Raw genomic sequence first — 22,817 nt, forward strand, 5'->3', positions numbered from 1 at the left:
CTCCGGCGTCCAGGTGATCTGGCTCTCGTCGCGCGTGCGCGTCTCCGCCTCCAGCTCACGAACCAGCCGCTGCAGGTCGCGGGCAATGGGCTTGAACCCCGGCGGGCTGGGTTGCGCATCGAACTCCGGTCGCCGCAGCAGGCCCTCGCCGCGCAGCAGGGAGCGCATGCCGGTCATCCAGCCACGCCACGAAAGCTGGGCGACGATCACCGTGATCAGTGAGACTACCGCCGCCAGCCCCATAAAGACGTAGAACAGGTAGCGCTTGGTTTCCTCGCTACGGCGGGTGATGAAACTCATATCATGCACCAGGACCAACTGGCCGGCTGGCGCCGCCTCGCTGACCATTTCCTTCGCGACAATGTGCAAGGGTCCCTTGCTGCTCGGCAACAGGTGATCAGCGGATCCTTCCCAGCGATTGAGATTGGAACAACGGATATCCACCGGCAACGAGCGGCTGGCCAATATGGCGCCTGTGGGCGAAGCACAATAGCCCACGGCAAAGAGCCGCTCGTCTTGCGTGATGCGGTTGAAGAATTCCCTGATTTTGGCCTTCTTGCCAGCGGCAAGCTGTTCCTGCAAGGGCTCCTGGATAGTGTTGACGATCAGCGAGGACCGGAGGTCGAGATCGCGCACGAACCAGCCCAGAGTCAATTTGTCGACCAAGGGCGCGATGACATAGGCCATGCCTGCCAGAACCAGCAACAGGGGCAGAACGAAGCGTAGAGACAGTCTCATTGCGTTACCTTTCCGGGCAAATTGACCTCAAGATATAGGCATCTGCGAATTTACCAGCTGATCGGCGCCAGTACCACGACTCCGACGCTTCATCTGAGTGCCGTGCCGGTTTTCATTCGGTACTGAGCGCCACGATTATGGATGACCCAAGCCATCAGGAAAATCCCTTGTGACTACATTGTATTTGATCAAATATACTTGTGACGTTGTTCTTGTTCATGCAGCGAGATCAGCACCTTTAGCTTGGAGCCCCGTGGGGCTCCTTTTTTATGTCTGGCGCATTGGCAAGCGTTGCAGCTGCAATTCAGCCAATGATGGATACAGAGGCACGCTGATCAGGCGCGATATGCCGCTGGCCACCAACGCGCTGGCCATCAGACTGAGCACCAGCGTATGCCCGTCAACCATCTCCATGACAATGATGAAGGCGGTCAGTGGGGCCTGTGTGACAGCTGCCAGGAAACCTGCCATGCCCAAGGCGATGAGTGTGGGGGTATTCACGTAAGCGGTCAGTTGAGCGATGTCGTTGCCCAGGGCTCCGCCAATCGCCAGGGCTGGGGCAAATAGTCCGCCAGGCACTCCCGCCCAAGCCGTAATCCAGGTAGCCATGAATTTGAACAGCACGTATAAGGAAGAAGAATCACCGGTTCCTTCCAGCATATCGCGCGTATGGTTGTAGCCACTGCCATAAGTGTCCCCGTGACTGACCACACCCAAGATCGCCACCACCAACCCGCAAGCCGCCGCAAATAACGCAGGCGCTTTTTTGCGAAACTTACTGAATCGGTCGGCTGACTTGCCTGACAACGAAAGCATCAGTATTCGGGAAAATAAACCACCCGCTGCACCGCTGCACACGGCAACCAGCAAGCCTGGCAACAGCAATGCCACACTCAAATTTTCGATCCGGATCACGCCGAAGTAGGTGGAATTTCCGTACACGGAAATTGCCATAAAACCAGCCAGCACAATGGCGGCCAACAGCAGGCCATTGCTGCGCTGTTCGGGCTTTCGAGACAACTCTTCGATGGCAAACATCACGCCACCTAAAGGCGTATTAAAAGCCGCCGCAATACCGGCGGCGCCCCCGGCGAGCAACAAACCGTGCTCTGACACCTTGGACTGTGACGGTAACCACCGACGGGCATGGTGCATCACACCAGCGGCTATCTGCACTGACGGCCCTTCGCGTCCCAGGGACAGTCCGGCCAACAAACCCCAAGTTGTCAGCAGCATTTTGGAGGCCGTCAACCTGAAGGACACATAGATTCGACGATAAACGGGAGGCACTTCATGCGTCAGTGCTGCCATGACCTGCGGTATCCCCGAACCAGCCGCACCAGGCGCGTATCTTTGGGTCAGCCAGACAATTGCCGCCGTCGAAGCGGGGGTCCAGAGCAAGGGTGCCCACCAGTAGCTTCTTTGCAGCGAAAAGAATTGCGCCAGTGCATGCTCAGTCAACCAAGTGAAGGCAACCACCGTCAGGCCCGCCAGCGCGGCAAACGCCAGCACTATCCCACGGCCGGTTCACAGACGCCAGTCGTAAAGCTCTTGGCGCAGAGCAGAAAAAACAGGGGGTTGAAGTTTCATGAGTCACTTTCGTGGTGAGCTTTTTGGGAGACGAATGCCGCGCTTTGTGGCAACTTAACTGTATTTTAACAAATGCATTTAAATACATTCACACGAATGTATTTAAATCCAATAGGTAATCCCCCGGCTTTGCCGGGGGATGGTTATTTTTGCGTAAAAAAAGCCCGCCGAAGCGGGCTCTGAGGCAACGTGAACTGATCAGCCGCCGTGAATCTTCATCATCACCGGCACGATCAGCAAGGCCACGATGTTGATGATCTTGATGAGCGGGTTGATTGCCGGGCCGGCCGTGTCCTTGTAGGGGTCGCCCACGGTGTCACCGGTGACGGCCGCTTTGTGCGCTTCGGAACCTTTGCCGCCGAAATGGCCGTCTTCGATGTACTTCTTGGCATTGTCCCAGGCGCCGCCGCCGGTGCACATCGAGATGGCCACAAACAGGCCGGTCACGATAGTGCCCATCAGCAAGCCACCCAAAGCAGCAGGGCCGAGTACCAGACCCACCAGAATCGGCACCACCACGGGCAGCAGCGACGGAATCATCATTTCCTTGATGGCAGCGGTGGTCAGCATGTCCACGGCGCGGCCGTATTCGGGCTTGGCCGTGCCTTCCATGATGCCCTTGATTTCGCGAAATTGGCGGCGCACTTCAACCACCACGGCACCGGCCGCACGGCCCACCGCTTCCATCGCCATGGCGCCGAACAGGTAGGGAATCAGGCCACCGATGAACAGACCGATGATGACCATCGGGTTGCTCAGGTCGAAGGTGATGACCTTGCCGTAGGCTTCCAGCTTGTGGGTGTAGTCGGCAAACAGCACCAGCGCGGCCAGACCGGCGGAACCGATGGCATAGCCTTTGGTCACGGCCTTGGTGGTGTTGCCCACCGCGTCCAGCGGGTCGGTGACGTCGCGCACGCTCTTGGGCATTTCAGCCATTTCGGCAATGCCGCCGGCGTTGTCCGTGATGGGGCCATAGGCGTCCAGCGCCACCACAATACCGGCCATGCTCAGCATGGAGGTGGCGGCAATGGCGATGCCGTAAAGACCGGCCAGGGCATAGGCGGTCCAGATGGCGACGCAGACAAAAATCACCGGCCAGGCGGTGGAGCGCATCGATACACCCAGACCGGCAATGATGTTGGTGCCGTGGCCGGTGGTGGAGGCTTCAGCGATGTGCTTGACCGGTGCGTATTGGGTGCCGGTGTAGTACTCGGTGACCCACACCAAAGCGGCGGTCAGCACCAAGCCAACAGCGCAGGCGCCGAACAGAGCCATCTGGCTACCGACGGCCTTGATGGCGTTGTCGGGGATCAGCCATTGCGTGACGAAGTAGAAGGCGATCAGTGACAAGATACCGGCCACGGCCAGACCCTTGTACAGGGCCGGCATCACGTTCTTCATGCCAGGCGAGGCCTTGACAAAGAAGCAGCCGATGATGGAGGCCACGATCGACACGGCGCCCAGTGCCAGCGGATAGACCACGGCGCTCGTTCCCGCGCCGCTGATCAACAGGGCGCCGAGCACCATGGTGGCGATGAGCGTGACGGCATAGGTTTCAAACAAGTCGGCGGCCATGCCGGCGCAATCGCCCACGTTGTCGCCCACGTTGTCGGCGATCACGGCCGGGTTGCGTGGGTCATCCTCGGGGATGCCCGCTTCCACCTTGCCCACCAGGTCGGCACCGACGTCCGCGCCTTTGGTGAAAATGCCACCGCCCAGACGGGCAAAGATGGAAATCAGCGAGGAGCCGAAGGCAAAGCCGATCAGCGGGTTGAGCAGCTTGGGCAGGTTCATGTCAGGCGTCAGGTTGCCGTTGCCCACCAGGAACCAGTAAAAACCGGTGACGCCCAGTAGGCCCAGTCCAACCACCAGCATGCCGGTGATGGCGCCGCCGCGAAAGGCCACGTCCAGTGCCGGGCCAATGCCTTTGGTGGCAGCCTGAGCCGTGCGGACATTGGCGCGAACGGAAACATTCATGCCGATGAAGCCGCAGGCGCCTGACAGCGTCGCCCCAATCACGAAGCCAATGGCGCTCAAGGGATCCAGAAAGAGAAAGATCAGAATCGCCAGCACCACGCCGACGATGGCAATGGTTTTGTACTGCCGTGCCAGATAGGCGGCGGCGCCGGTTTGAATGGCGGCTGCAATTTCCTGCATCCGCGAATTGCCAGCATCCTGGGAAAGAATCCAGCTGCGGGCCCAAAAGCCGTAAGCCACGGCAATAAAGCCACAAACGAGCGCCAAAATCAGCGCGTAGTTGCCTGTCATATAAAAATCTCCTGTTGTTTCGCTGAGTAGGGGTGCAACGCTAGCGGCACCACCGCTGCGTTGCTTCCTCGTCGCGAAACATCAATCAAGGATTGATGCAGACGATTGGCCAACCGGCGGACTTTACCGGGAAAAAAGCCCGTTTCGGAAACCGGCAAGGAGTGAGTAAGTAAAATCAGGGTTAATCCTTAGACTTTACTGATTTAACTCAAACCAAAAGCCCACCATGTCCCTTGACAACGTTACCCCTGGCAAAAATGCCCCCGAGTCTTTTAACGTGATCATCGAAATCCCGATGAACGCCGACCCTGTGAAATACGAGGTGGACAAGGCCACGGGCGCGATCTTCGTGGACCGCTTCATGAGCACCGCCATGCACTACCCGACCAATTACGGTTATGTGCCGAAAACGATTTCAGGGGATGGCGACCCGGTGGACGTGCTGGTGATCACGCCCGTGCCCCTGATCCCCGGCGTGGTCGTGACCTGCCGCGCCATTGGCATCTTGAAGATGGAAGACGAAGCCGGGCAAGACGGCAAGGTGCTGGCTGTCCCCATTGACAAGATTTTGTCGCTCTACACCCGTTGGCAAAAACCTGAAGACTTGAGCCCCGTGCGCCTGAAGACTATTGCCCACTTCTTTGAGCATTACAAAGATCTTGAAGAAGGCAAGTGGGTCAAGATCTTGGGCTGGGAAGATGCTGAATCGGCCAGGCAAGAAATCGTGGATGGCATGGCCAGCTACAACAAAGAACACCCATAAAATATGATTTTTTAGCCTCTAGCCCCCGTGGAATGGTCGTGAGTAGCTATCAAAAATGAAGCGCCTGCTGGTGGCAACACCGCCGGCGCTTCTTGTTGGGAGGCCGAAAATCAGCGCGTGGGGTCCGGAAAAATCATCCCGTGCACGCCACCCTTGCGCTCGAAGCGTTTCCAATGGCCTTCGGCTTGCGAGAGTCGGTCTGCCACGGCCCACCAGGCGCTGGGGTTCATCCCCAGCCCCAAGTGACTGGCAAAAACTTCCAGGTTTTCGGTCTGTGGATTGACCGGGCAAGGCGCCTGAATGCTGGCGGGCCATGCGACCACACCATCGCTGCGGGAAAATATGGACGTGGTGGGTACGGGGGGTGCGACCGCCAGATCGAACTGATCGACCTCGCGGTGGATGTCACGCCCGCTGATGAGTTCGTACAGACGCCAGGCGTTGGTGCTTTCGTGTGTGCCTGCGAAGGGCGTGCCCATGGTGATGACGCCACGCACGCAGTCAGGCAGTTCTTTGGCCAGTTCCCGTGCATAGATGCCGCCCAGGCTCCAGCCAATCAGACTTACTTTTTTACCCGTGACCCGACAGGTGTCGATGATTTGTTGCTTGGCCGCCTGCAAAACGCCGGCCCGCGGGCCAAAGTTGAAACCCTGGTTCCAACCCGATACGTCGTAGCCCAGATTTTCCAGGAAACCGCGCAGCGGCAGGGTCGAGCCGTCGCTGGCCGACAGGCCGGGAAACACAATCACCGAATGGCCGTCACCGACGGGGGCTAGGCGCAATACCGGCCAAGTGGCGATGATGGAGCCGAGTTCCCAAGGGGCTCGACATTCCATGGCGATCAGCCAGGGGCTGGGTGCGGGAGGTGGGGCGCTGGTGTTGCGTTTCTGCTTGGGTGCCATGTTGTCGCTGGTTGTTGCCTGAAGTATCAAGTTCGGGAAGACTTTCGAACCTGAGTTAACACGGCTTTAACCGTAGCAGTTTTTGATTTAACAGGACTTACTCGCGGGCCTGCTTTTGAGGCCGGCCTCTTCGTGGGAGTCACATGGGCGACTTTCTTCGCCTGATTGACCCGGGTTTTTCCGGGGTTTGCGAGAGCTATTTTTGGTTTGACCGTGGCGGCTGCGGCTGCGGCTTGCGCCTGGGCCATCAGCTGGCGCCCCTCCTCAAACGCCTGCATCAGCGCATCGGTCAAATCATGCACCTGCGGCATCGCCTTTTTGTCGGCAATCACGCCAAAGTCCACATAACCGGCGTAGGTCTGGATCGTGATGTTGAGCGCGACGCCGTGCACCACAATCGACATGGGATAGTAGGTGAGCATTCTCGCGCCCGCCAAATAAAGAGAAACTTGCGGGCCGGGGACGTTGCTGATGACCAGATTGGCCAACATCGGCAAACGATGCGACAGGCCGGTGGCGCTGTAGGTCTTGAAGGCGGCTTTGGCCACGCCGCCGACGATCCACGGGGCGAGCAAAGACGGGTAATCGGTGGGGAGAAGTCCTTTCAGATCAACCATCGCGTTCTTGACCTTGGCGGTGGACGTCATGATGACTTTGAGGCGTTTCATCGGATTTGCGAACTGCGTACCGAGTTCCACCACGGTCATCGACGCCTGGGTGTTGAAGTCCTTGTTGCCTTCTTCCCTCAGACTGATGGGCATGGCGGCCAGCATCGATTTTTTCGGGATGCTGCCGTGTTGGCTCACATAGGTGCGTAGCGCGGTGGCGCAAAGCCACAACAGGATGTCGTTGAACGAGCCGTTCACCGCCTTGGCCATGGCGCGACAGTCCGCAAATGGCAGGCGCGCCGTGCCGAATGTGCGCTCGGTCGTGACCGCCACGTTGAAATCCGTCATGGGGGCCAGATGGAGTGGGGATTTGATCCCTGTCTTATGGCCGGGCCCGCCGAACGATTGTTTCAGCACCGTGCTGCCCAAGGCCTGGGCGGCTTGTGGCAGGGCCTTGATCAGCTTGACGTATTGCGCCAGTGAGCTGGAAAACACCGCGCCAATCATTTCACCCATCTTGAGATCGTGTTGTTCGCTACCTTGGCGCTGCTTGCCAGGGGGCGGCACTTCGCGTGGCGTGGCGCTGAGGTCCATGATGGCATTGGTCAGGACGGTGCCGCCCTTGCCGTCCAGCGTGGCGTGGTGGACCTTCGAATACAGACCCGCGCACAGGCTGCCATCGGGGCGTTCGATGCGCTCAAAAACATGGAGTTCCCACAAGGGTTGTCGACGATCCATCAGTTGACTGTGCAGCACGGCGCATATTTCTTCGGCCTGGCGGAACGTCAAGGTTTTTCCCTTGACGCGTCGAATATGAAAGTCCAGGTCAATATCTTCGACCTGGATCCATACCGGGTGTCCCAGATCCAGCGGCATGAACTCAAGTTTGCGGCTGAAGACCGGCGCCAGATGCTGACGTCGTGCGATGTGCGCCTGTACCGCCTTGTGAAAACTGCCTTTGAAGTCCGGTGGCAGCTCATAAAGGCAAAACGACCCGATATGCATGGGCATCTCTGCCGTCTCAAGATAGAGGAATGTGGCGTCCAGGCCGCTGAGTGTGTCCATGATTTGATCTCCTGGCGCGAGGTTAACCTCTCGCACCCCGGCGCGCTACTGGGGTTTTGCCTTGCCCGTGTATCATGCGCCGACGGACCCACCCGCAGCAAAGGAACCGAAGCCATGGAAACGACGCAGAAAAAAATCTCAAGCAGCTTTCAATCCGGCGCACCGGCAGCGCAAACCGTGGCGCATGGCGGTCAATATCTCACTTTGCGGCTCGGCAGCGAAGAATACGCGATCGATATCTTGCGCGTGCAGGAGATCCGCTCTTATGAAGAGCCGACCCGCATGGTGAATGCGCCGGTGTTCATCAAGGGCGTGATCAATTTGCGCGGTGTCATCGTGCCGATTGTGGATCTGCGCCTCAAGCTCAATATCGCCAAGGTGGAGTACAACGAGTTCACGGTCGTCATCATTCTGAACGTGCGTGGCACGGTCATCGGTGCGGTGGTGGACGCGGTATCGGATGTGGTCACCCTGACGACGCAGTCCATCAAACCGGCGCCGCAGTTCGAAACCGCCATTGACTCCCGCTTCATCACCGGTTTGGCCAACGTGGGCGAACGCATGCTGATCGTGATGAACATGGAAGCCTTGATGAGCAACGCTGAAATGGGCATGGTGGCAGCCGCGGCGCATGCGTGAAGGGGTGTTCTGATCCTTTGCGGGACAGGCCCCGCAGCTACGCGCCACGAGCCAGCGCTGCCTCAACTGATTAAACGTGGGCCTTGAAGGGGCTGCGCTGACCCAGGTCGTCAAGGTACTGGCCAATGCCTTGACCTTCGCGTTCCAGAAACCGTTCCACCGCATCGGCAAACGCCGGATGCGCCAGCCAGTGGGCGCTGCTGATTTTGACGGGCAGCAGGGCTCGTGCCATTTTGTGCTCACCCTGCGCGCCGCCCTCAAACCGTTGGTAGCCGTGCGCAATGCACCAGGCCAGCGGCTGGTAGTAACAGGCCTCAAAGTGCAGGCAGTCCACCCGCTCCAGCGCTCCCCAGTAGCGCCCGTAGGCGACGGCCTCTACTTCTTCTAAGCTATTTAGACCTCCAGCCCCCGTGGACTTTGCGCTGACAGCTATTAAACTTGTAGCAATGGCGTGTCCTTGACGCTCCGCCACAAACAGCAGCCAGTTCTCAGGCATGGTGCTGGCCATACGCCGGAAAAAGTCACGAGGCAGATAAGGTGCGTTGCCGTGCTCCAGATAGGTGCGCTCGTAGCAGCGGTAGAAAAAATCCCAGTCCTGCCGGGTAATGGCTTGACCCAGCGACCAGCGGAAGGTGACGCCTGCGTCAGCTACTTTGCGTCGTTCCTGGCGAATCTTTTTGCGTTTTTCCTGAGACAGGGACGCCAGAAAACCGTCGAAGTCAGCGTAGGCCGGGTTTGTGTTGGTCCAGTGAAATTGCACCGTGTGGCGCTGCATCATGCCGGCATCGGCACAGGCCGGGAGATCGTCGTCGCCGGCGAACAGCACGTGCAGGGAAGACAGTCCTTGCGCTTCGCACCACTGAATGATGGCCTTGGCCAGCACGGCCCGATCAGCGGCGCTGCGTGCCATCAAGCGGGTACCGGGCACGGGTGTGAAGGGGACCGACACCACCGCTTTGGGGTAATAGGCCAGGCCATGCTGTGCATAGGCGTTGGCCCAGGCGTGGTCAAACACATACTCGCCGTAGGAGTGGGCTTTGAGGTAAAGAGCGCAGGCGCCCACCAGGGTACCGTTGCGTTCCAGCAGGATGAAGCGCGGCGTCCAGCCGGTCTCGGGTGTGGCACTGCCGCTGGCGTGGAGCGCCGCCAGGTACTCGTGTCGCATGAAGGGCGTGGGCGCGGCCTGCCAACTCAATAGTTCGTTCCAGTCTGCGCTATTCACTTCATCGGGTGAGTTCAGTACCCGGATGACATAATCGTTCGACTCGTGCTTCACTTGTTTCCCATTCTTTTCACACCTGCGCTCCATGACACTCAAACTCTGCGTTGCCCAACTCAATTTCGTGGTGGGCGACTTGGCTGGCAACTCGCAAAAAATCATCGACGCAGCGCGCTCGGCCTACGCTGACGGGGTCCGCCTGTTGCTGACGCCGGAACTCTCCATTTGCGGCTACGCGGCGGAAGACCTGTTTTTGCGCCCCGCTTTCATCACCGCCTGTGATGATGCCGTGAAAACAGTGGCCCGCGAGCTGGCTGGGTTAAAAGACATGACCGTGGTGGTCGGGCACCCGACGGGGGGCGACAGCCGAACCCGCTCGGTGGCGGTGCAAAGCCGTCACAACGCCGCCAGCGTGTTGTGCGAGGGCGCGGTGCTGGCCACCTACGCCAAGCGGGAATTGCCCAACTACCAGGTGTTCGACGAGCGACGCTATTTCACGCCGGGCCAGGGCGTGTGCGTGTTTGAAGCCGGTGCAGCGGGCAACAAGATCAAGGTGGGTCTATTGATCTGCGAGGACGCCTGGTTTGAAGAGCCCGCGAGGTTAAGCAAAGAGGCCGGTGCCGAGCTGCTGGCCGTCATCAACGCGTCGCCGTTTCATGTGGGCAAGGGCGATGAGCGCGAGCAAATGATGCGCATCCGGGTCCAGGCCTGTGGCTTGCCGCTGGTGTATGCGCATCTGGTGGGGGGGCAGGACGAAGTGGTGTTTGAAGGCCACTCGTTTGCCCTCAACGCCGACGGCGCGGTCGCCGGGCGCGCCCCAAGTTTTATAGAAAATATGTTTGTAGCCCTCGTCCATCGGGCACAAGCCGCTATTCATTTGGTAGCAAACGTGGCGCCTGAGCGGTCTCCCGAAGCCGACCTGTGGGACGCGCTGGTGCTGGGTGTGCGCGACTACATCGGAAAAAACGGCTTCCCCAGCGTGATTCTGGGCTTGTCGGGCGGCATTGACTCGGCCCTGGTACTGGCCGTGGCGGTCGACGCCTTGGGCAAGGACCGGGTTCGCACCGTCATGATGCCCTCGCCCTATACCGCTGACATCAGCTGGATTGACGCGCGTGACATGGCGGAGCGCCTGGGCGTGCGTTACGACGAAATTTCGATCGTGCCGGAGTTCGAAGCCTTCAAAAAATCTTTGGCGGGTGAGTTCAAGGGCCTGGCGGAAGACGCGACGGAAGAGAATATTCAGGCCCGCATTCGGGGCACGCTGCTGATGGCGCTTTCCAACAAATTTGGCAGCATCGTGCTGACGACCGGCAACAAGTCCGAGATGGCCACCGGTTATTGCACGCTCTACGGCGACATGGCGGGGGGCTTTGCCGTGATCAAGGACCTGGCCAAAACCACGGTGTTCCGGCTGGCACGCTGGCGCAACGCCAACGATCCGTACGGCACCGGGCGCGAGCCGATTCCGGAGCGCATCATCACCCGCCCGCCCAGCGCCGAATTGCGCCCTGACCAGACGGACCAGGACAGTTTGCCGGCCTATGAGGTACTCGATGCGATTCTGGAACGGTATATGGAGAATGACCAAAGCATCGAGGGCATCATCGCGGCGGGGTTTGCCCGAGCTGATGTGGAAAAGGTGACGCGCCTGATCAAGATCAACGAATACAAGCGGCGTCAGGCGCCGGTGGGGATTCGTGTGACCCACCGCAGCTTCGGCAAGGATTGGCGTTATCCTATTACCAATCGCTTTCGCGCTTGAAAATGAAACATTGCGGGACAGACCATGGCTACGCATAGCGAGCCAGCGCTGTCCCGAACTGATTAACGGAGTTAAATATGAAACAGATCACCGCCATAGTTAAACCATTCAAACTCGAAGAAGTGCGCGAAGCACTGGCCGAGTGTGGTGTCACCGGACTCACCGTGACCGAGGTCAAGGGTTTTGGGCGCCAGAAAGGCCATACCGAGCTCTACCGCGGTGCCGAGTATGTGGTTGACTTCCTGCCCAAGGTCAAGGTGGAAGTGGTGGTGAAGACCGACGATGTGGATCGTTGCGTGGACGCGATCGTGAAGGCGGCCCACACTGGCAAGATCGGTGACGGCAAGATATTTGTGACCAGCGTGGAGCGCGTGGTGCGAATCCGTACCGGCGAGGAAGATGAGTCGGCTATTTAAACCTCATCAAGCCGAGGCGCGGGCGAGAGACCTGCCGCCTGCACCAGTTCCTTGAGCAGGGACGCCGGGACGGCGTCCGAGCGGATTTATTCCGTTTGCCAATCGCCCAGGAACGGCTGTTCAACCGACGTTTCCAGAAAATCCAGTAGCCCGTTGTAGTAGCCAGCGGTGTTCAAAAGTCCTATCGGTTCTATCGACCCACGCGAGGGGTTGAAACGAGCCGGGTGCCCGCCAGTTCGTCGTGCCAAAACTGCTGTTGCGGATGAAAGCGACTCAGGATAGCCCATACGGCCACCCAACCGACGACGATGACGATAGATTCAGCGCCCGACAGTTTCAAGAGTGCGGACACCGCCAGCGCCGGCAGAAACCAGAGCCAACTCATTAAATAGCGAAGCAACGCGCGGGCTTGTGTGATGGGTTGACCAGAGCGATTCACAACCCGGATGTCCCAGGTTTTCATGGCCAGGGTTTGCCCCTTGGCCCACAGCCACACGAAATAGATGCCGAAAATAACGAATAAAAATGCTTGAAGGGCATGGCGGTTCTCCATGGCGTTGCGCGTTTGGCTCAGGGTACCAAACAGATAGCCAGCAATGAAAGCCACGCCAAACATCAACATGCCTTCATACAGCCAGCAGGCCATACGGCGGGCAAGACCGGGGGTCTTCAACTCGGGGTTCATCCAGCCAACACCTGTGTCATTCAGTTTTTCTGCGCGGGTGCAGGTTCAACCGGCGGCTGTGGATGCGGCAGCAGTGTGTTGTGATTCAGCGCTTGGCTGGCGGTAGATATTCTTGACGTTGGCGTTGATGTCTGCCTGGTCATGGGGACTACCGTCAATTTTTGAGGCGGGACAGGTTTCGCAGCCGCAGCGGCACCGGCCGGTTTGGGGGGGGCCGAAATCGCCAGTTTTTTCTTTTCTTCAGGGCTGAGTGCCTGGTAGGCTTGCCAGGTGGCCGTCTTTTGGGTGGGGGAGAGTTGCTTGGACCGGGCAAAATTCAATCGTGCCTGATTACGCTGCTGCTGGCTAAGCGACACCCATTCGGTCATGCGGCTGTGCAGCTTGGCCTGCTCCATCGGCGCCAAGTTTGGATAATTCTTGGCGATGGCGATCCATTTCCGTTTTTGAGCTTCTCCCAGGGTATTCCAGTTTGCAGCCAAAGGCTTGAGTGACAATTGCTGCGAGGGCGTCAGGTATTGCCAGGCTGGTTTGGAAGAAATCTTCGGAGTGCCCGAATTGGTTGCCAAGGCGACTGAATTGGACGACTTCACGGAAGATTGCGCCAAGGCGCAGGATGCTGATGCACTTAAAGCCGCCAGAAAACAAAAAGCGAGCCCAAAAGACAGCGCATTCGCGATGAATGGATGGTTGTGTTGATCAGAGGTCCGCAGGAACATCGCCATGTCCAAGCTACTGACTCTGTCCCGCACTGATCTTGAGAAATTGTGTAAAACCCGGGTCTGTATAAGCCGCCGGAGGCAAATCATCTGTCAATAGCGCGGCATCAATTTCGGCAATCTCGCTGGCGCGATTCTCATTTTGAATGACATTGATGGCGATCAGGCCAATAACCAAGGCCAACAGGGGAATGGCCGCCGCCACGCGACCCCACCAACCGAGATCCTCATGTCCAAACGTGAGCGTTCCCGTGTCGCCAGACAGCGCCACGCTGGTGGCAGTCCGGACGACGGCAACCTTTCGTTTGCTCAATGCCTGCGCTCGAGCGGCGCGCAAACGCTCTGAAATGTCGTAGGGGAGGTCGTCCGCTGCGTCAGACAGACGCGCCGTCACCAACAACCCGAAACGGTCTTGTGCAAGTTGATTTTGATACGAATTGGTCATAGTGTTATTCCCTTCGCCCTTAATGCTTTGCCGAGGGCCTGAACTGCCCGCGAGCAGTGTGTCTTGACACTGCCTTCCGAACAACCCATGGCCGCAGCAGTCTCTGCTACGTCCAGCTCCTCCCAGTAACGCATGAGGAACGCTTCCCGTTGACGGGCCGGGAGTTCCTGAATTTCAGTCTCGATCTCACGCAAGGTTTGCGCCCGTTGCGTCGAGCTCTCCGCACTTTCTGTTTGATCTGAGTGACTTTGCACGTTTAAAGTTTCCAGAAGATCAAACTCTCCATCTTCCCCTGCGGATTCGAAATCGCTCATGTTCGAAAAAAGCGCATTTCGGGTCTTTTGGCGCCGAAACCAGTCCAGCGTGCAGTTGGACAGGATGCGTTGGAACAGCATCGGCAACTCGGCGGCAGGTTTATGCCCGTAATGTTCGGCCAACTTCATCATGCTGTCTTGCACGATGTCCAGCGCAGACTCCTCATTCCGGACGTGGTAAACCGATCGCTTGAATGCGCGTTTTTCGACGCTCTTCAGAAAATCAGAAATTTCTCGTTCAGTTGCCAAGAGGTTTTTGCCTTTGAGAGGCCGTGAAATTTGGTGGTCTCGTTTTGACGCGCTCAAAACGGATTCGCGTGCTGTCTGCCATCAATTATCGCATCCAGACGACGTTTTTCCGGTTTCCCGTTGCTGTTTCAATTGGTGCAATGCGATAATCTAACTTGCAATTCAAAAGGCAAACGGATCATGGTTCGGCGCAAGAATCAGTGCGCTCATGGCTTTGATCTTAAGTTCCGACGCGACGCCACAAGTGTTTGCGAAGGGGCACCCAAGGTCTTTCGTTAGAGAAATTCACAAAGGTTCATCATGGAAATATCAAAAGCCGAAATTGCTTCGGCCGCGGCGACAACGACCGCAGTAAAAAGTCAGACATCAACAATGGCAGGAAAAACGCTCGTAGCGGCGTCAAGTGACCAAGAGCTTCGGGGTGCCGAAATCCTCGTCAAAGCATTGCAAGCTGAAGGCGTGAAGTACGTTTGGGGCTACCCCGGTGGCGCTGTGCTTCACATTTACGACGCTTTTTACAAGCAAGACACGATCCAGCACATTTTGGTGCGGCACGAGCAGGCGGCGGTTCATGCCGCCGATGGCTATGCGCGCGCTACCGGTGACGTCGGTGTGGCCCTGGTCACGTCCGGTCCGGGTGTGACCAATGCGGTGACCGGTATTGCCACGGCCTACATGGACAGTATTCCCATGGTGATCGTGACCGGGCAGGTACCCACGCACGCTATTGGGCTCGATGCTTTCCAGGAATGCGACACAGTGGGCATCACCCGCCCTATCGTGAAACACAATTTCCTGGTCAAGGATGCGCGTGACTTGGCTGAAACCATGAAAAAGGCCTTTCACATCGCCCGTACCGGGCGGCCTGGGCCGGTGGTGGTGGATATCCCGAAAGATGTTTCCTTTAAGAAGGTCCCCTTTGCGGGCTACCCAGCGACCGTGGAAATGCGCTCTTACAACCCGGTGCGCAAAGGCCACGGCGGGCAAATTCGCAAGGCCTTGCAGCTCTTGCTCGCGGCTAAACGACCTTATATTTACACCGGTGGCGGTGTCATTTTGAGTAACGCCGCTGCGGAGCTCCGAACGCTGGTCGATATGTTGGGTTATCCCTGCACCAACACGCTGATGGGCTTGGGCGCGTATCCGGCAAGCGATCGCAAGTTTCTGGGCATGCTGGGCATGCACGGCACGGTGGAGGCGAACAACGCAATGCAACATTGCGACGTTCTGCTGGCGGTGGGCGCCCGCTTTGATGACCGGGTGATCGGCAATCCCAAGCACTTTGCCCAGAATGAACGCAAGATTATTCACATTGACATTGATCCGTCCAGCATCTCCAAGCGCGTGAGAGTGGACATCCCGATTGTTGGAGACGTCAAAGACGTGCTGTCCGAAATGATTGCGATGATCAAGGAGGGTACGGCCAAGCCGGATTCCAATGCACTGGGTGCCTGGTGGGACACCATTGAGGGTTGGCGCAAGCGCGATTGCCTCAAGTACGACCACGGCAAGAACGATGTCATCAAGCCGCAGTACGTGGTCGAGACGCTCTGGAACATGACCAAAGACGTTGATACCTACATCACCTCCGACGTCGGCCAGCACCAGATGTGGGCGGCACAGTACTATCGCTTTGACGAGCCGCGCCGCTGGATCAATTCCGGCGGCCTGGGTACCATGGGCGTTGGTATTCCGTATGCCATGGGCATCAAGCTGGCAAAACCTGACAGCGAAGTGTTTTGCATTACAGGAGAGGGTTCTGTGCAGATGTGCATCCAGGAGCTCTCAACCTGTTTGCAGTACAACACCCCGATCAAGATAGTTTCACTCAACAACCGGTATCTCGGCATGGTTCGCCAATGGCAGGAAGTTGAGTATGAAGGACGTTACAGCCACAGTTATATGGATGCGCTGCCCAATTTCGTGAAACTCGCGGAAGCCTATGGCCACGTCGGTATGCTGATTGAACGCGCGCAGGATGTGGAGCCTGCGTTGCGCGAAGCGCGCAAGCTGAAGGATCGCACCGTTTTCATGGATTTCCGCACCGATCCCACTGAAAATGTCTTCCCCATGGTAAAGGCTGGCAACGGCATTACCGAAATGTTGCTTGGCTCTGAAGATCTTTAACTAACTTTTGACGAATCTATTGTTTGCCGAGCCCTGTGGTTACCGCTGCAGGGGGAGGGCAGCGAAAAGAGGAGTCTCTTATCATGAAACATATCATTGCAGTATTGCTGGAAAATGAGCCCGGCGCTCTTTCGCGCGTTGTCGGTCTTTTTTCAGCCCGTGGCTACAACATCGAATCGCTCACGGTGGCGCCGACCGAGGATCCAAGCTTGTCTCGAATGACAATTCAGACCACCGGGTCAGATGATGTCATTGAGCAGATCACCAAGCACTTGAACCGTCTGATTGAAGTCGTGAAGGTGGTTGATCTGACCGAGGGTGCTTACATTGAGCGTGAGCTCATGATGGTGAAGGTGCGCGCCGTGGGTAAGGAACGTGAAGAAATGAAGCGCATGGCTGACATTTTTCGGGGTCGCATCATCGACGTGACCGAGAAAAGCTACACCGTTGAGTTGACCGGAGACCAGTCGAAGAATGACGCGTTTCTGGAGGCTATCGAGCATGGTGCGATTCTGGAAACCGTCCGTACCGGCTCCAGCGGTATTGGCCGCGGTGAACGTATTTTGAGAGTTTAAATTTTTACAACGGAGAGAGAAATGAAAGTTTTTTACGACAAAGACTGCGATCTGAGTCTCATCAAAGGCAAGACGGTTGCGATCATTGGCTACGGTAGCCAGGGTCATGCGCACGCCCAGAATCTTAACGACAGCGGCGTGAAAGTTGTCGTGGGTTTGCGCAAAGGCGGCGCTTCTTGGCCCAAAGTTGAAAAAGCCGGTCTCAAGGTTGCTGAAGTCGCTGAGGCGGTCAAAGCTGCCGATGTGGTCATGATTTTGTTGCCCGACGAGCAAATTGCAGCGGTTTATACCAACGATATCGAGCCTAACATCAAGCAGGGTGCGTCCCTGGTGTTCGCGCACGGCTTCAACGTTCACTACGGTTTGGTGAGCCCCCGCGCAGATCTGGATGTCTGGATGGTGGCGCCCAAGGCCCCTGGCCACACAGTGCGAGGCACTTATGCGCAGGGTGGTGGGGTGCCCCACCTGATCGCCATTCATCAAGACAAGTCTGGCCGCACACGCGACCTGGCCCTGAGCTACGCCATGGCCAACGGCGGCGGCAAGGCTGGCATCATTGAAACCAATTTCCGCGAAGAAACTGAGACCGACCTGTTCGGCGAACAGGCTGTTTTGTGCGGCGGCACCGTTGAGTTGATCAAGGCCGGTTTCGAGACCTTGGTCGAAGCCGGTTATGCCCCTGAGATGGCCTATTTCGAGTGCCTGCACGAACTCAAGTTGATTGTGGACATGATTTATGAAGGCGGTATCGCCAACATGAATTACTCCATCTCCAACAACGCCGAATATGGCGAGTACGTCACCGGTCCAAGGATTGTGACCAGCGCCACCAAAGACGCGATGCGTCAGTGTCTGAAAGACATTCAGACTGGTGAATACGCGAAGAGCTTCATCCTGGAAAACAAGGCTGGCGCACCCACTTTGCTGAGCCGTCGCCGTTTGACGTCAGAGCATCAGATTGAACAAGTCGGCGAAAAACTTCGCGCGATGATGCCCTGGATCAAAAAGAACAAGCTCGTCGATCAGACCCGCAACTGAGTCACACGACTCCCGTAACAAAGGCCACTTCGGTGGCCTTTGTTATTATGAAAGGCTGGAGGCCAATTCTATGCATGACGGGAACGAAGCAGACTTTGCCGAAGGCGATGCCGTGGTCGTGAGAAAGCGCCGAAAGGGCATTTACATATTGCCCAATCTGTTTACGCTGGCGGCACTCTTTGGTGGCTTTTATGCCATTGTCATGGCCATCAATGGCCGATTCGATCTGTCCGCTGTGGGTGTTTTTTGTGCCATGGTGCTTGACAGCCTCGATGGACGGGTCGCTCGCATGACGAACACGCAAAGTGCGTTTGGCGAACAGATGGATTCACTCTCGGACATGGTGTCTTTTGGCGCAGCCCCGGCACTCATTTCATATGTGTGGGCGCTCAAAAGTCTGGGACGCTGGGGCTGGATTGCCGCCTTCGTCTATTGTGCTTGTGCTACCTTGCGGCTGGCCCGTTTCAATGTCAACACCGGAGTCGTTGATAAACGCTATTTTCAGGGTCTTCCGTCGCCAGCTGCAGCTGCTTTGATCGCCGGGTTTATCTGGTTGCTGACCGAGTCCGGGATCAAAGGTACTGATGCATTGTGGGGAGTTTCGATTCCCTGGATCATGTTTGCATTGGCCTTGTATGCGGGGCTAACCATGGTCACCAACGTCCCGTTTTACAGCTTCAAAGATGTTCACATGAAAAAGAGTGTGCCCTTTGCCGTGATTGTGTTGATCGCATTGGTTATTGCTGTCATTAACATCGATCCGCCCATTGTCCTGTTTGGTATCTTTGTGGCCTATGGCTTCAGTGGGTACATTGTTTACGTCTGGCGCAAGGCCAAGGGTGTGCAGACCAGTGTCATCAGCATGTCGACTGAGGAGCCTGATGAACGAGGTCTTCACGAGTGAATGATGCGGGGTAGGCGAGGCCCTATTTTGCTGCCCAAAAACTTGTGGTACATTGAGATCATGAAAAAGATGTTGCTAGCGCTGCTGCTATCGCCTGACGGGCGGAGACGGTAGCGCACGCGCTCACCCAAACCAAAAGCCCGTATGCATCCGCAACGGGCTTTTTGTTTTATTGCGCCGATTTTTAGATTGCGGATTTTCAGGAACACAGGAGAAACCAGATGGCTGACAAATTGATTATTTTTGATACGACTTTGCGTGACGGCGAGCAGTCGCCTGGTGCGTCCATGAACAAAGACGAAAAGCTGCGCATTGCCCGCCAGCTGGAGCGTTTGAAGGTTGACGTCATCGAAGCCGGTTTTGCGGCGAGCTCGAACGGTGACTTCGAGGCCGTGCAGTGCATTGCCAATGCCATCAAGGATTCAACCATCTGTTCACTGTCCCGCGCCAACGACCGGGATATTTCACGCGCGGCCGAAGCACTCAAAGGAGCCAATAGCGCTCGTATCCACACCTTCATTGCAACGTCGGCATTGCATATGGAGAAAAAACTGCGCATGACGCCTGATCAGGTGTTCGAGCAGGCCAGGCTTGCCGTGCGCTTTGCGCGCAACCTGGTTGACGATGTCGAGTTCAGTCCGGAGGACGGGTACCGAAGCGATGTTGATTTCTTGTGCCGGGTCCTGGAAGCCGCGATCAGCGAGGGCGCTACTACCATCAACGTTCCTGACACGGTGGGTTACGCCGTGCCGGAGCTCTATGGTAATTTCATCAAGAACCTGCGCGAGCGGATTCCAAATTCGGACAAAGCCATCTGGTCCGTTCATTGCCACAACGATCTGGGCATGGCGGTCGCCAATTCATTGGCGGGCGTGAAAATCGGCGGTGCCCGTCAGGTGGAGTGCACCATCAACGGCTTGGGCGAACGGGCAGGTAATTGCAGCCTTGAGGAAATCGTCATGGCCGTCAAGACGCGTCGGGATTATTTCGGCTTGGATTTGAATATTGACACCAAACACATCCTGGCTGCCAGCCGCATGGTCAGCCAGACCACCGGTTTTGTGGTTCAGCCCAACAAGGCGGTGGTCGGTGCCAATGCTTTTGCCCATGCCTCTGGCATTCACCAGGACGGCGTCCTGAAGGCGCGCGACACCTATGAAATCATGCGCGCAGAGGACGTTGGCTGGACCGCTAACAAAATTGTTCTGGGCAAACTCAGCGGGCGCAACGCCTTTAAGCAACGCCTGCAGGAGTTGGGCGTGCAGATGGAAAGCGAGGCCGACATCAACTCCGCTTTCACCAGATTCAAGGAGCTGGCTGATCGTAAGAGCGAAATTTTTGACGAAGACATTTTGGCGCTGGTAAGTGACGGGAATGTGGCGCACGAGAAGGATCAGTACAGTTTTGTCTCACTGTCGCAACACAGCGAAACGGGCGAGCGTCCACAGGCGAGTATTGTTTTCACTGTTGACGGCAAGGAAGTGAAAAGCTCGTCGGATGGGGATGGTCCGGTAGACGCATCCCTCAAAGCGATCGAGGCACACGTCAAAAGCGGTGCAGAAATGGTGCTTTATTCTGTCAACGCCATCAGCGGTTCGACAGAAAGTCAGGGTGAGGTCACAGTGCGTTTGCAGAACAGCGGGCGGGTGGTTAACGGCGTCGGGGCCGACCCCGATATCATTGTGGCGTCCGCCAAAGCCTACCTGAGTGCACTTAACAAATTGCAGAGCAAAGCCGATCGGGTGGCCGCACAGGGTTAGGGTAACTACTTATTTTTAGGTTCTTGTTTAAGAAAGTCGCGCAAGTATTTGATATTGCGCGACTTTTTTGTATAAACTCGCGACATAGAGAAATAAGTCCGGAGATGGATCCATGTTCTGTTCTCATCAGATTACGTTTGGAAATATTGTGCGCCGAATACTCCTTTTCTTTGGTTTGACGGTTTTCGTTCTCGCCGTCTCGCTGCCTCCGGCCAATGCCGCCCAGAGAAAGCGCCAAGTTATCAAGGCATCCAAAAGCACGGTCGTCACCAAACGAAGAGTCTCCAAAACAGTTGGTGTTGTCAAGCGTAAATCGGTCGTTCGCGCTGAGGCTGTGTCACTCCACCCCTCGTTTGGGCAGATTGCAGGCTTACATGGTGCGCACGACGCGCTGGATTTGAAATCCAGCGTGGCACTGGTGATCGACCAGGATACCAGTGAGGTGTTGTTCAGCAAGAATGATCAGGCTGTCTTGCCTATTGCTTCTCTCACCAAGCTCATGACGGGTGTGGTCGTCAGTGAGGCCCATTTGCCCATGGATGAAGTGATCACCATTTCTCAGGCCGATGTGGATACGGAAAAAGGTAGTTCATCGCGCCTGAGGGTGGGTACCGAGCTGAGTCGAGGTGAGCTATTGCATCTGGCTTTGATGTCAAGTGAAAACCGCGCGGCGCACGCGCTTGGCCGCACTTATCCCGGTGGACTGCCGGTCTTTGTTGGCCTGATGAATGCGAAAGCGCGATTGATTGGCATGAACGACACCAATTATGTCGAGCCCACCGGACTCTCCAGCAAAAATCAGTCCAGCGCACGGGATCTGGTCAAACTGGTCAATGTTGCCTATGGGGATCCGACTTTGCGTGAGTTGTCCACGTCGCCCGGACACCAGGTGGCCGTCGGAAACCGAACGCTTCAATATAACAACACGAATCGCCTGGTGAAGAATCCGTCATGGGACATTGGTTTGCAGAAGACCGGCTATATCAACGAAGCCGGTCAGTGCCTCGTCATGCAGGCCAAAGTTGCCGGACGCAAGCTCATCATGGTTTTTCTTGATTCGGCCGGCAAGCTCAGCCGTATTGGCGACGCGGAACGTGTCCGGCACTGGGTGGAGTCGATTCCCCCTGCCGCAGTGCGTGCAGTGCCTCTGGCTAGCGCTGTAACGGCTGATAAAGTTGCCACCCTTCGCTAGTGGCGGGTGACGGATTCTCGGTTAGCGGGCCGAGTCAGGTTGATAGCCCAAAGTCGTTGAAATCTCTCGGGCGGTAGCCTGAAGCTTGGGTAGCCATTCTTCTTCCAGTCGCTCGGCGGGTGCAGAAATGGACAAGCCCGCCACCAGCGTGCCTTGGTCGTCGTAGATGCCGGCGGCCATGCAGCGCACGCCCAGTTCCAGCTCTTCGTTGTCATGCGCATTGCCGTACTGGCGCACCTTTGACAGTTCTCGTTCCAAGGCTGGCAATTGGGTCAGGCTGTTTTTGGTGTGACCGCTCAAACCCGTACGTGTGGCGTAGGCGCGAACCCGCTGCGGATCGTCCGCCGCCAGGAACAGTTTACCCACGGAAGTCAGATGCAAGGGGGCACGCCCGCCGATGGCGCGAACCACTTGCATGCCAGAGCGCTCGCTGTAAGTACGTTCGATATAGACAATCTCGTCGCCCTGACGCATGCTCAAATTGACGGGTTGCTGGGTCAATTTGTGCAGTTCCCGCATGGGCACCAGCGCTGCATCGCGTACATTGAGACGACTTTTGACCAGGTTTCCCAGCTCAAGCAGGCGCATGCCCAGCCGATAGCTGCCCGGTTGTGGCCGATCCACAAAACGCCCGGTGGCCAGATCATTCAATAAGCGATGTGTAGTCGATGGATGCAGGCCGGTTTTTTCACTGATTTCTTTAAGTGAAATCGCTTCTTCCCGGGACGCCAAAACGTCCATGAGCGCAAACATGCGTTCGATGACCTGGACGGTTGGGGTAACGGCAATGCCTGAATCGGTTTTTCGCATGGGTACTCCTGATCTGCGCGCTCGTCATT

The 22,817-nt window shown here is 57.0% G+C and carries 20 protein-coding genes and 1 pseudogene; 10 read left to right on the forward strand and 11 right to left on the reverse strand.

Annotated features, from left to right (window positions below):
- From B3V69_RS11430 to B3V69_RS11440, 3 genes and pseudogenes are all read right to left on the reverse strand, one after another.
- A pseudogene (locus B3V69_RS11430) lies at window positions 1-687 on the reverse strand (trehalose-6-phosphate synthase); the annotation flags it as partial.
- A gap of 318 nt (window positions 688-1,005) precedes the next feature.
- A complete protein-coding gene (locus tag B3V69_RS11435) occupies window positions 1,006-2,250 on the reverse strand; it encodes a chloride channel protein (RefSeq protein ID WP_349679209.1) in 1,245 nt (414 codons plus the stop codon).
- Window positions 2,251-2,526: 276 nt separating this feature from the next.
- Window positions 2,527-4,596, reverse strand: coding sequence for a sodium-translocating pyrophosphatase (locus B3V69_RS11440; RefSeq protein WP_296446623.1), 2,070 nt, complete (start codon window positions 4,594-4,596; stop codon window positions 2,527-2,529).
- Window positions 4,597-4,822: 226 nt separating this feature from the next.
- Between B3V69_RS11440 and ppa the strand changes: the two genes are divergently transcribed.
- Window positions 4,823-5,359, forward strand: coding sequence for an inorganic diphosphatase (gene ppa / locus B3V69_RS11445; RefSeq protein WP_296446625.1), 537 nt, complete (start codon window positions 4,823-4,825; stop codon window positions 5,357-5,359).
- 110 nt (window positions 5,360-5,469) lie between these two features.
- Here the strand turns inward: ppa and B3V69_RS11450 are convergent, their stop codons facing one another.
- Both B3V69_RS11450 and B3V69_RS11455 read right to left on the reverse strand, forming a co-directional pair.
- On the reverse strand, window positions 5,470-6,261 hold the full coding sequence (locus B3V69_RS11450; RefSeq protein WP_296446627.1) for an alpha/beta hydrolase: 792 nt from the start codon (window positions 6,259-6,261) through the stop codon (window positions 5,470-5,472).
- A 26-nt stretch (window positions 6,262-6,287) separates the two neighbouring features.
- The gene (locus B3V69_RS11455) at window positions 6,288-7,934 is read right to left on the reverse strand and encodes a wax ester/triacylglycerol synthase family O-acyltransferase (protein WP_296446629.1); all 1,647 of its coding nucleotides are present in this window, start codon (window positions 7,932-7,934) and stop codon (window positions 6,288-6,290) included.
- Window positions 7,935-8,048: 114 nt separating this feature from the next.
- Here B3V69_RS11455 and B3V69_RS11460 point away from each other — a divergent pair, with 114 nt between their 5' ends.
- On the forward strand, window positions 8,049-8,573 hold the full coding sequence (locus B3V69_RS11460) for a chemotaxis protein CheW (protein ID WP_296446631.1): 525 nt from the start codon (window positions 8,049-8,051) through the stop codon (window positions 8,571-8,573).
- Window positions 8,574-8,643: 70 nt separating this feature from the next.
- On the opposite strand, the gene B3V69_RS11465 is transcribed toward B3V69_RS11460, so the two are convergent.
- On the reverse strand, window positions 8,644-9,849 hold the full coding sequence (locus B3V69_RS11465; RefSeq protein ID WP_296446633.1) for a GNAT family N-acetyltransferase: 1,206 nt from the start codon (window positions 9,847-9,849) through the stop codon (window positions 8,644-8,646).
- A 31-nt stretch (window positions 9,850-9,880) separates the two neighbouring features.
- Between B3V69_RS11465 and B3V69_RS11470 the strand changes: the two genes are divergently transcribed.
- Both B3V69_RS11470 and B3V69_RS11475 read left to right on the forward strand, forming a co-directional pair.
- A complete protein-coding gene (locus B3V69_RS11470; RefSeq protein ID WP_296446635.1) occupies window positions 9,881-11,557 on the forward strand; it encodes an NAD+ synthase in 1,677 nt (558 codons plus the stop codon).
- A gap of 77 nt (window positions 11,558-11,634) precedes the next feature.
- Window positions 11,635-11,973: a P-II family nitrogen regulator gene (locus tag B3V69_RS11475; protein WP_296446637.1), complete on the forward strand. Its 339-nt coding sequence runs from the start codon at window positions 11,635-11,637 to the stop codon at window positions 11,971-11,973.
- 190 nt (window positions 11,974-12,163) lie between these two features.
- Here B3V69_RS11475 and B3V69_RS11485 read toward each other — a convergent pair whose 3' ends face one another.
- From B3V69_RS11485 to B3V69_RS11500, 4 genes are read right to left on the reverse strand one after another with little or no spacing between them, the layout of a single operon-like run.
- Window positions 12,164-12,658: an RDD family protein gene (locus B3V69_RS11485; RefSeq protein WP_296446641.1), complete on the reverse strand. Its 495-nt coding sequence runs from the start codon at window positions 12,656-12,658 to the stop codon at window positions 12,164-12,166.
- Window positions 12,659-12,678: 20 nt separating this feature from the next.
- Window positions 12,679-13,380: a DUF3106 domain-containing protein gene (locus B3V69_RS11490; protein ID WP_296446644.1), complete on the reverse strand. Its 702-nt coding sequence runs from the start codon at window positions 13,378-13,380 to the stop codon at window positions 12,679-12,681.
- Between the two features lie 7 nt (window positions 13,381-13,387).
- Window positions 13,388-13,819 (reverse strand): DUF3619 family protein, encoded by a 432-nt coding sequence (locus tag B3V69_RS11495; protein WP_296446646.1) that lies wholly within the window; start codon window positions 13,817-13,819, stop codon window positions 13,388-13,390.
- A complete protein-coding gene (locus B3V69_RS11500; RefSeq protein WP_296446647.1) occupies window positions 13,816-14,382 on the reverse strand; it encodes an RNA polymerase sigma factor in 567 nt (188 codons plus the stop codon). The genes B3V69_RS11495 and B3V69_RS11500 overlap by 4 nt, the downstream gene beginning before the upstream one ends.
- Before the next feature lie 300 nt (window positions 14,383-14,682).
- Here B3V69_RS11500 and B3V69_RS11505 point away from each other — a divergent pair, with 300 nt between their 5' ends.
- From B3V69_RS11505 to pbpG, 6 genes are all read left to right on the forward strand, one after another.
- Window positions 14,683-16,509 (forward strand): acetolactate synthase 3 catalytic subunit, encoded by a 1,827-nt coding sequence (locus B3V69_RS11505; RefSeq protein ID WP_296446649.1) that lies wholly within the window; start codon window positions 14,683-14,685, stop codon window positions 16,507-16,509.
- 83 nt (window positions 16,510-16,592) lie between these two features.
- Window positions 16,593-17,084 (forward strand): acetolactate synthase small subunit, encoded by a 492-nt coding sequence (gene ilvN, locus B3V69_RS11510; RefSeq protein ID WP_296446651.1) that lies wholly within the window; start codon window positions 16,593-16,595, stop codon window positions 17,082-17,084.
- 21 nt (window positions 17,085-17,105) lie between these two features.
- Window positions 17,106-18,122, forward strand: a complete 1,017-nt coding sequence (gene ilvC, locus B3V69_RS11515) for a ketol-acid reductoisomerase (RefSeq protein ID WP_296446653.1) — start codon at window positions 17,106-17,108, stop codon at window positions 18,120-18,122.
- 70 nt (window positions 18,123-18,192) lie between these two features.
- On the forward strand, window positions 18,193-19,026 hold the full coding sequence (pssA, locus tag B3V69_RS11520) for a CDP-diacylglycerol--serine O-phosphatidyltransferase (RefSeq protein ID WP_296446655.1): 834 nt from the start codon (window positions 18,193-18,195) through the stop codon (window positions 19,024-19,026).
- A 221-nt stretch (window positions 19,027-19,247) separates the two neighbouring features.
- Window positions 19,248-20,786 (forward strand): 2-isopropylmalate synthase, encoded by a 1,539-nt coding sequence (locus B3V69_RS11525; RefSeq protein ID WP_296446657.1) that lies wholly within the window; start codon window positions 19,248-19,250, stop codon window positions 20,784-20,786.
- A 112-nt stretch (window positions 20,787-20,898) separates the two neighbouring features.
- Window positions 20,899-21,978, forward strand: coding sequence for a D-alanyl-D-alanine endopeptidase (pbpG, locus tag B3V69_RS11530; RefSeq protein ID WP_296446659.1), 1,080 nt, complete (start codon window positions 20,899-20,901; stop codon window positions 21,976-21,978).
- Window positions 21,979-21,999: 21 nt separating this feature from the next.
- Here pbpG and B3V69_RS11535 read toward each other — a convergent pair whose 3' ends face one another.
- Complete coding sequence (locus B3V69_RS11535) at window positions 22,000-22,788, reverse strand: IclR family transcriptional regulator (RefSeq protein ID WP_296446660.1); 789 nt, start codon at window positions 22,786-22,788, stop codon at window positions 22,000-22,002.
- Window positions 22,789-22,817: the final 29 nt, after the last annotated feature.

The sequence above is a fragment of the Rhodoferax sp. UBA5149 genome (assembly GCF_002413825.1).
Taxonomy (GTDB): domain Bacteria; phylum Pseudomonadota; class Gammaproteobacteria; order Burkholderiales; family Burkholderiaceae_C; genus Rhodoferax.

Bases quoted from the DNA above. Each gene is read 5' to 3' on its own strand.
- B3V69_RS11470 (WP_296446635.1), top strand. From the start codon at position 9,881: ATGACACTCAAACTCTGCGTTGCCCAACTCAATTTCGTGGTGGGCGAC.
- B3V69_RS11475 (WP_296446637.1), top strand. From the start codon at position 11,635: ATGAAACAGATCACCGCCATAGTTAAACCATTCAAACTCGAAGAAGTG.
- B3V69_RS11525 (WP_296446657.1), top strand. From the start codon at position 19,248: ATGGCTGACAAATTGATTATTTTTGATACGACTTTGCGTGACGGCGAG.
- pbpG (WP_296446659.1), top strand. From the start codon at position 20,899: ATGTTCTGTTCTCATCAGATTACGTTTGGAAATATTGTGCGCCGAATA.
- ilvC (WP_296446653.1), top strand. From the start codon at position 17,106: ATGAAAGTTTTTTACGACAAAGACTGCGATCTGAGTCTCATCAAAGGC.
- B3V69_RS11440 (WP_296446623.1), bottom strand. From the start codon at position 4,596: ATGACAGGCAACTACGCGCTGATTTTGGCGCTCGTTTGTGGCTTTATT.
- B3V69_RS11485 (WP_296446641.1), bottom strand. From the start codon at position 12,658: ATGAACCCCGAGTTGAAGACCCCCGGTCTTGCCCGCCGTATGGCCTGC.
- B3V69_RS11490 (WP_296446644.1), bottom strand. From the start codon at position 13,380: ATGGCGATGTTCCTGCGGACCTCTGATCAACACAACCATCCATTCATC.
- B3V69_RS11455 (WP_296446629.1), bottom strand. From the start codon at position 7,934: ATGGACACACTCAGCGGCCTGGACGCCACATTCCTCTATCTTGAGACG.
- B3V69_RS11505 (WP_296446649.1), top strand. From the start codon at position 14,683: ATGGAAATATCAAAAGCCGAAATTGCTTCGGCCGCGGCGACAACGACC.
- B3V69_RS11460 (WP_296446631.1), top strand. From the start codon at position 8,049: ATGGAAACGACGCAGAAAAAAATCTCAAGCAGCTTTCAATCCGGCGCA.
- ilvN (WP_296446651.1), top strand. From the start codon at position 16,593: ATGAAACATATCATTGCAGTATTGCTGGAAAATGAGCCCGGCGCTCTT.
- pssA (WP_296446655.1), top strand. From the start codon at position 18,193: ATGCATGACGGGAACGAAGCAGACTTTGCCGAAGGCGATGCCGTGGTC.
- B3V69_RS11535 (WP_296446660.1), bottom strand. From the start codon at position 22,788: ATGCGAAAAACCGATTCAGGCATTGCCGTTACCCCAACCGTCCAGGTC.
- ppa (WP_296446625.1), top strand. From the start codon at position 4,823: ATGTCCCTTGACAACGTTACCCCTGGCAAAAATGCCCCCGAGTCTTTT.
- B3V69_RS11450 (WP_296446627.1), bottom strand. From the start codon at position 6,261: ATGGCACCCAAGCAGAAACGCAACACCAGCGCCCCACCTCCCGCACCC.
- B3V69_RS11495 (WP_296446646.1), bottom strand. From the start codon at position 13,819: ATGACCAATTCGTATCAAAATCAACTTGCACAAGACCGTTTCGGGTTG.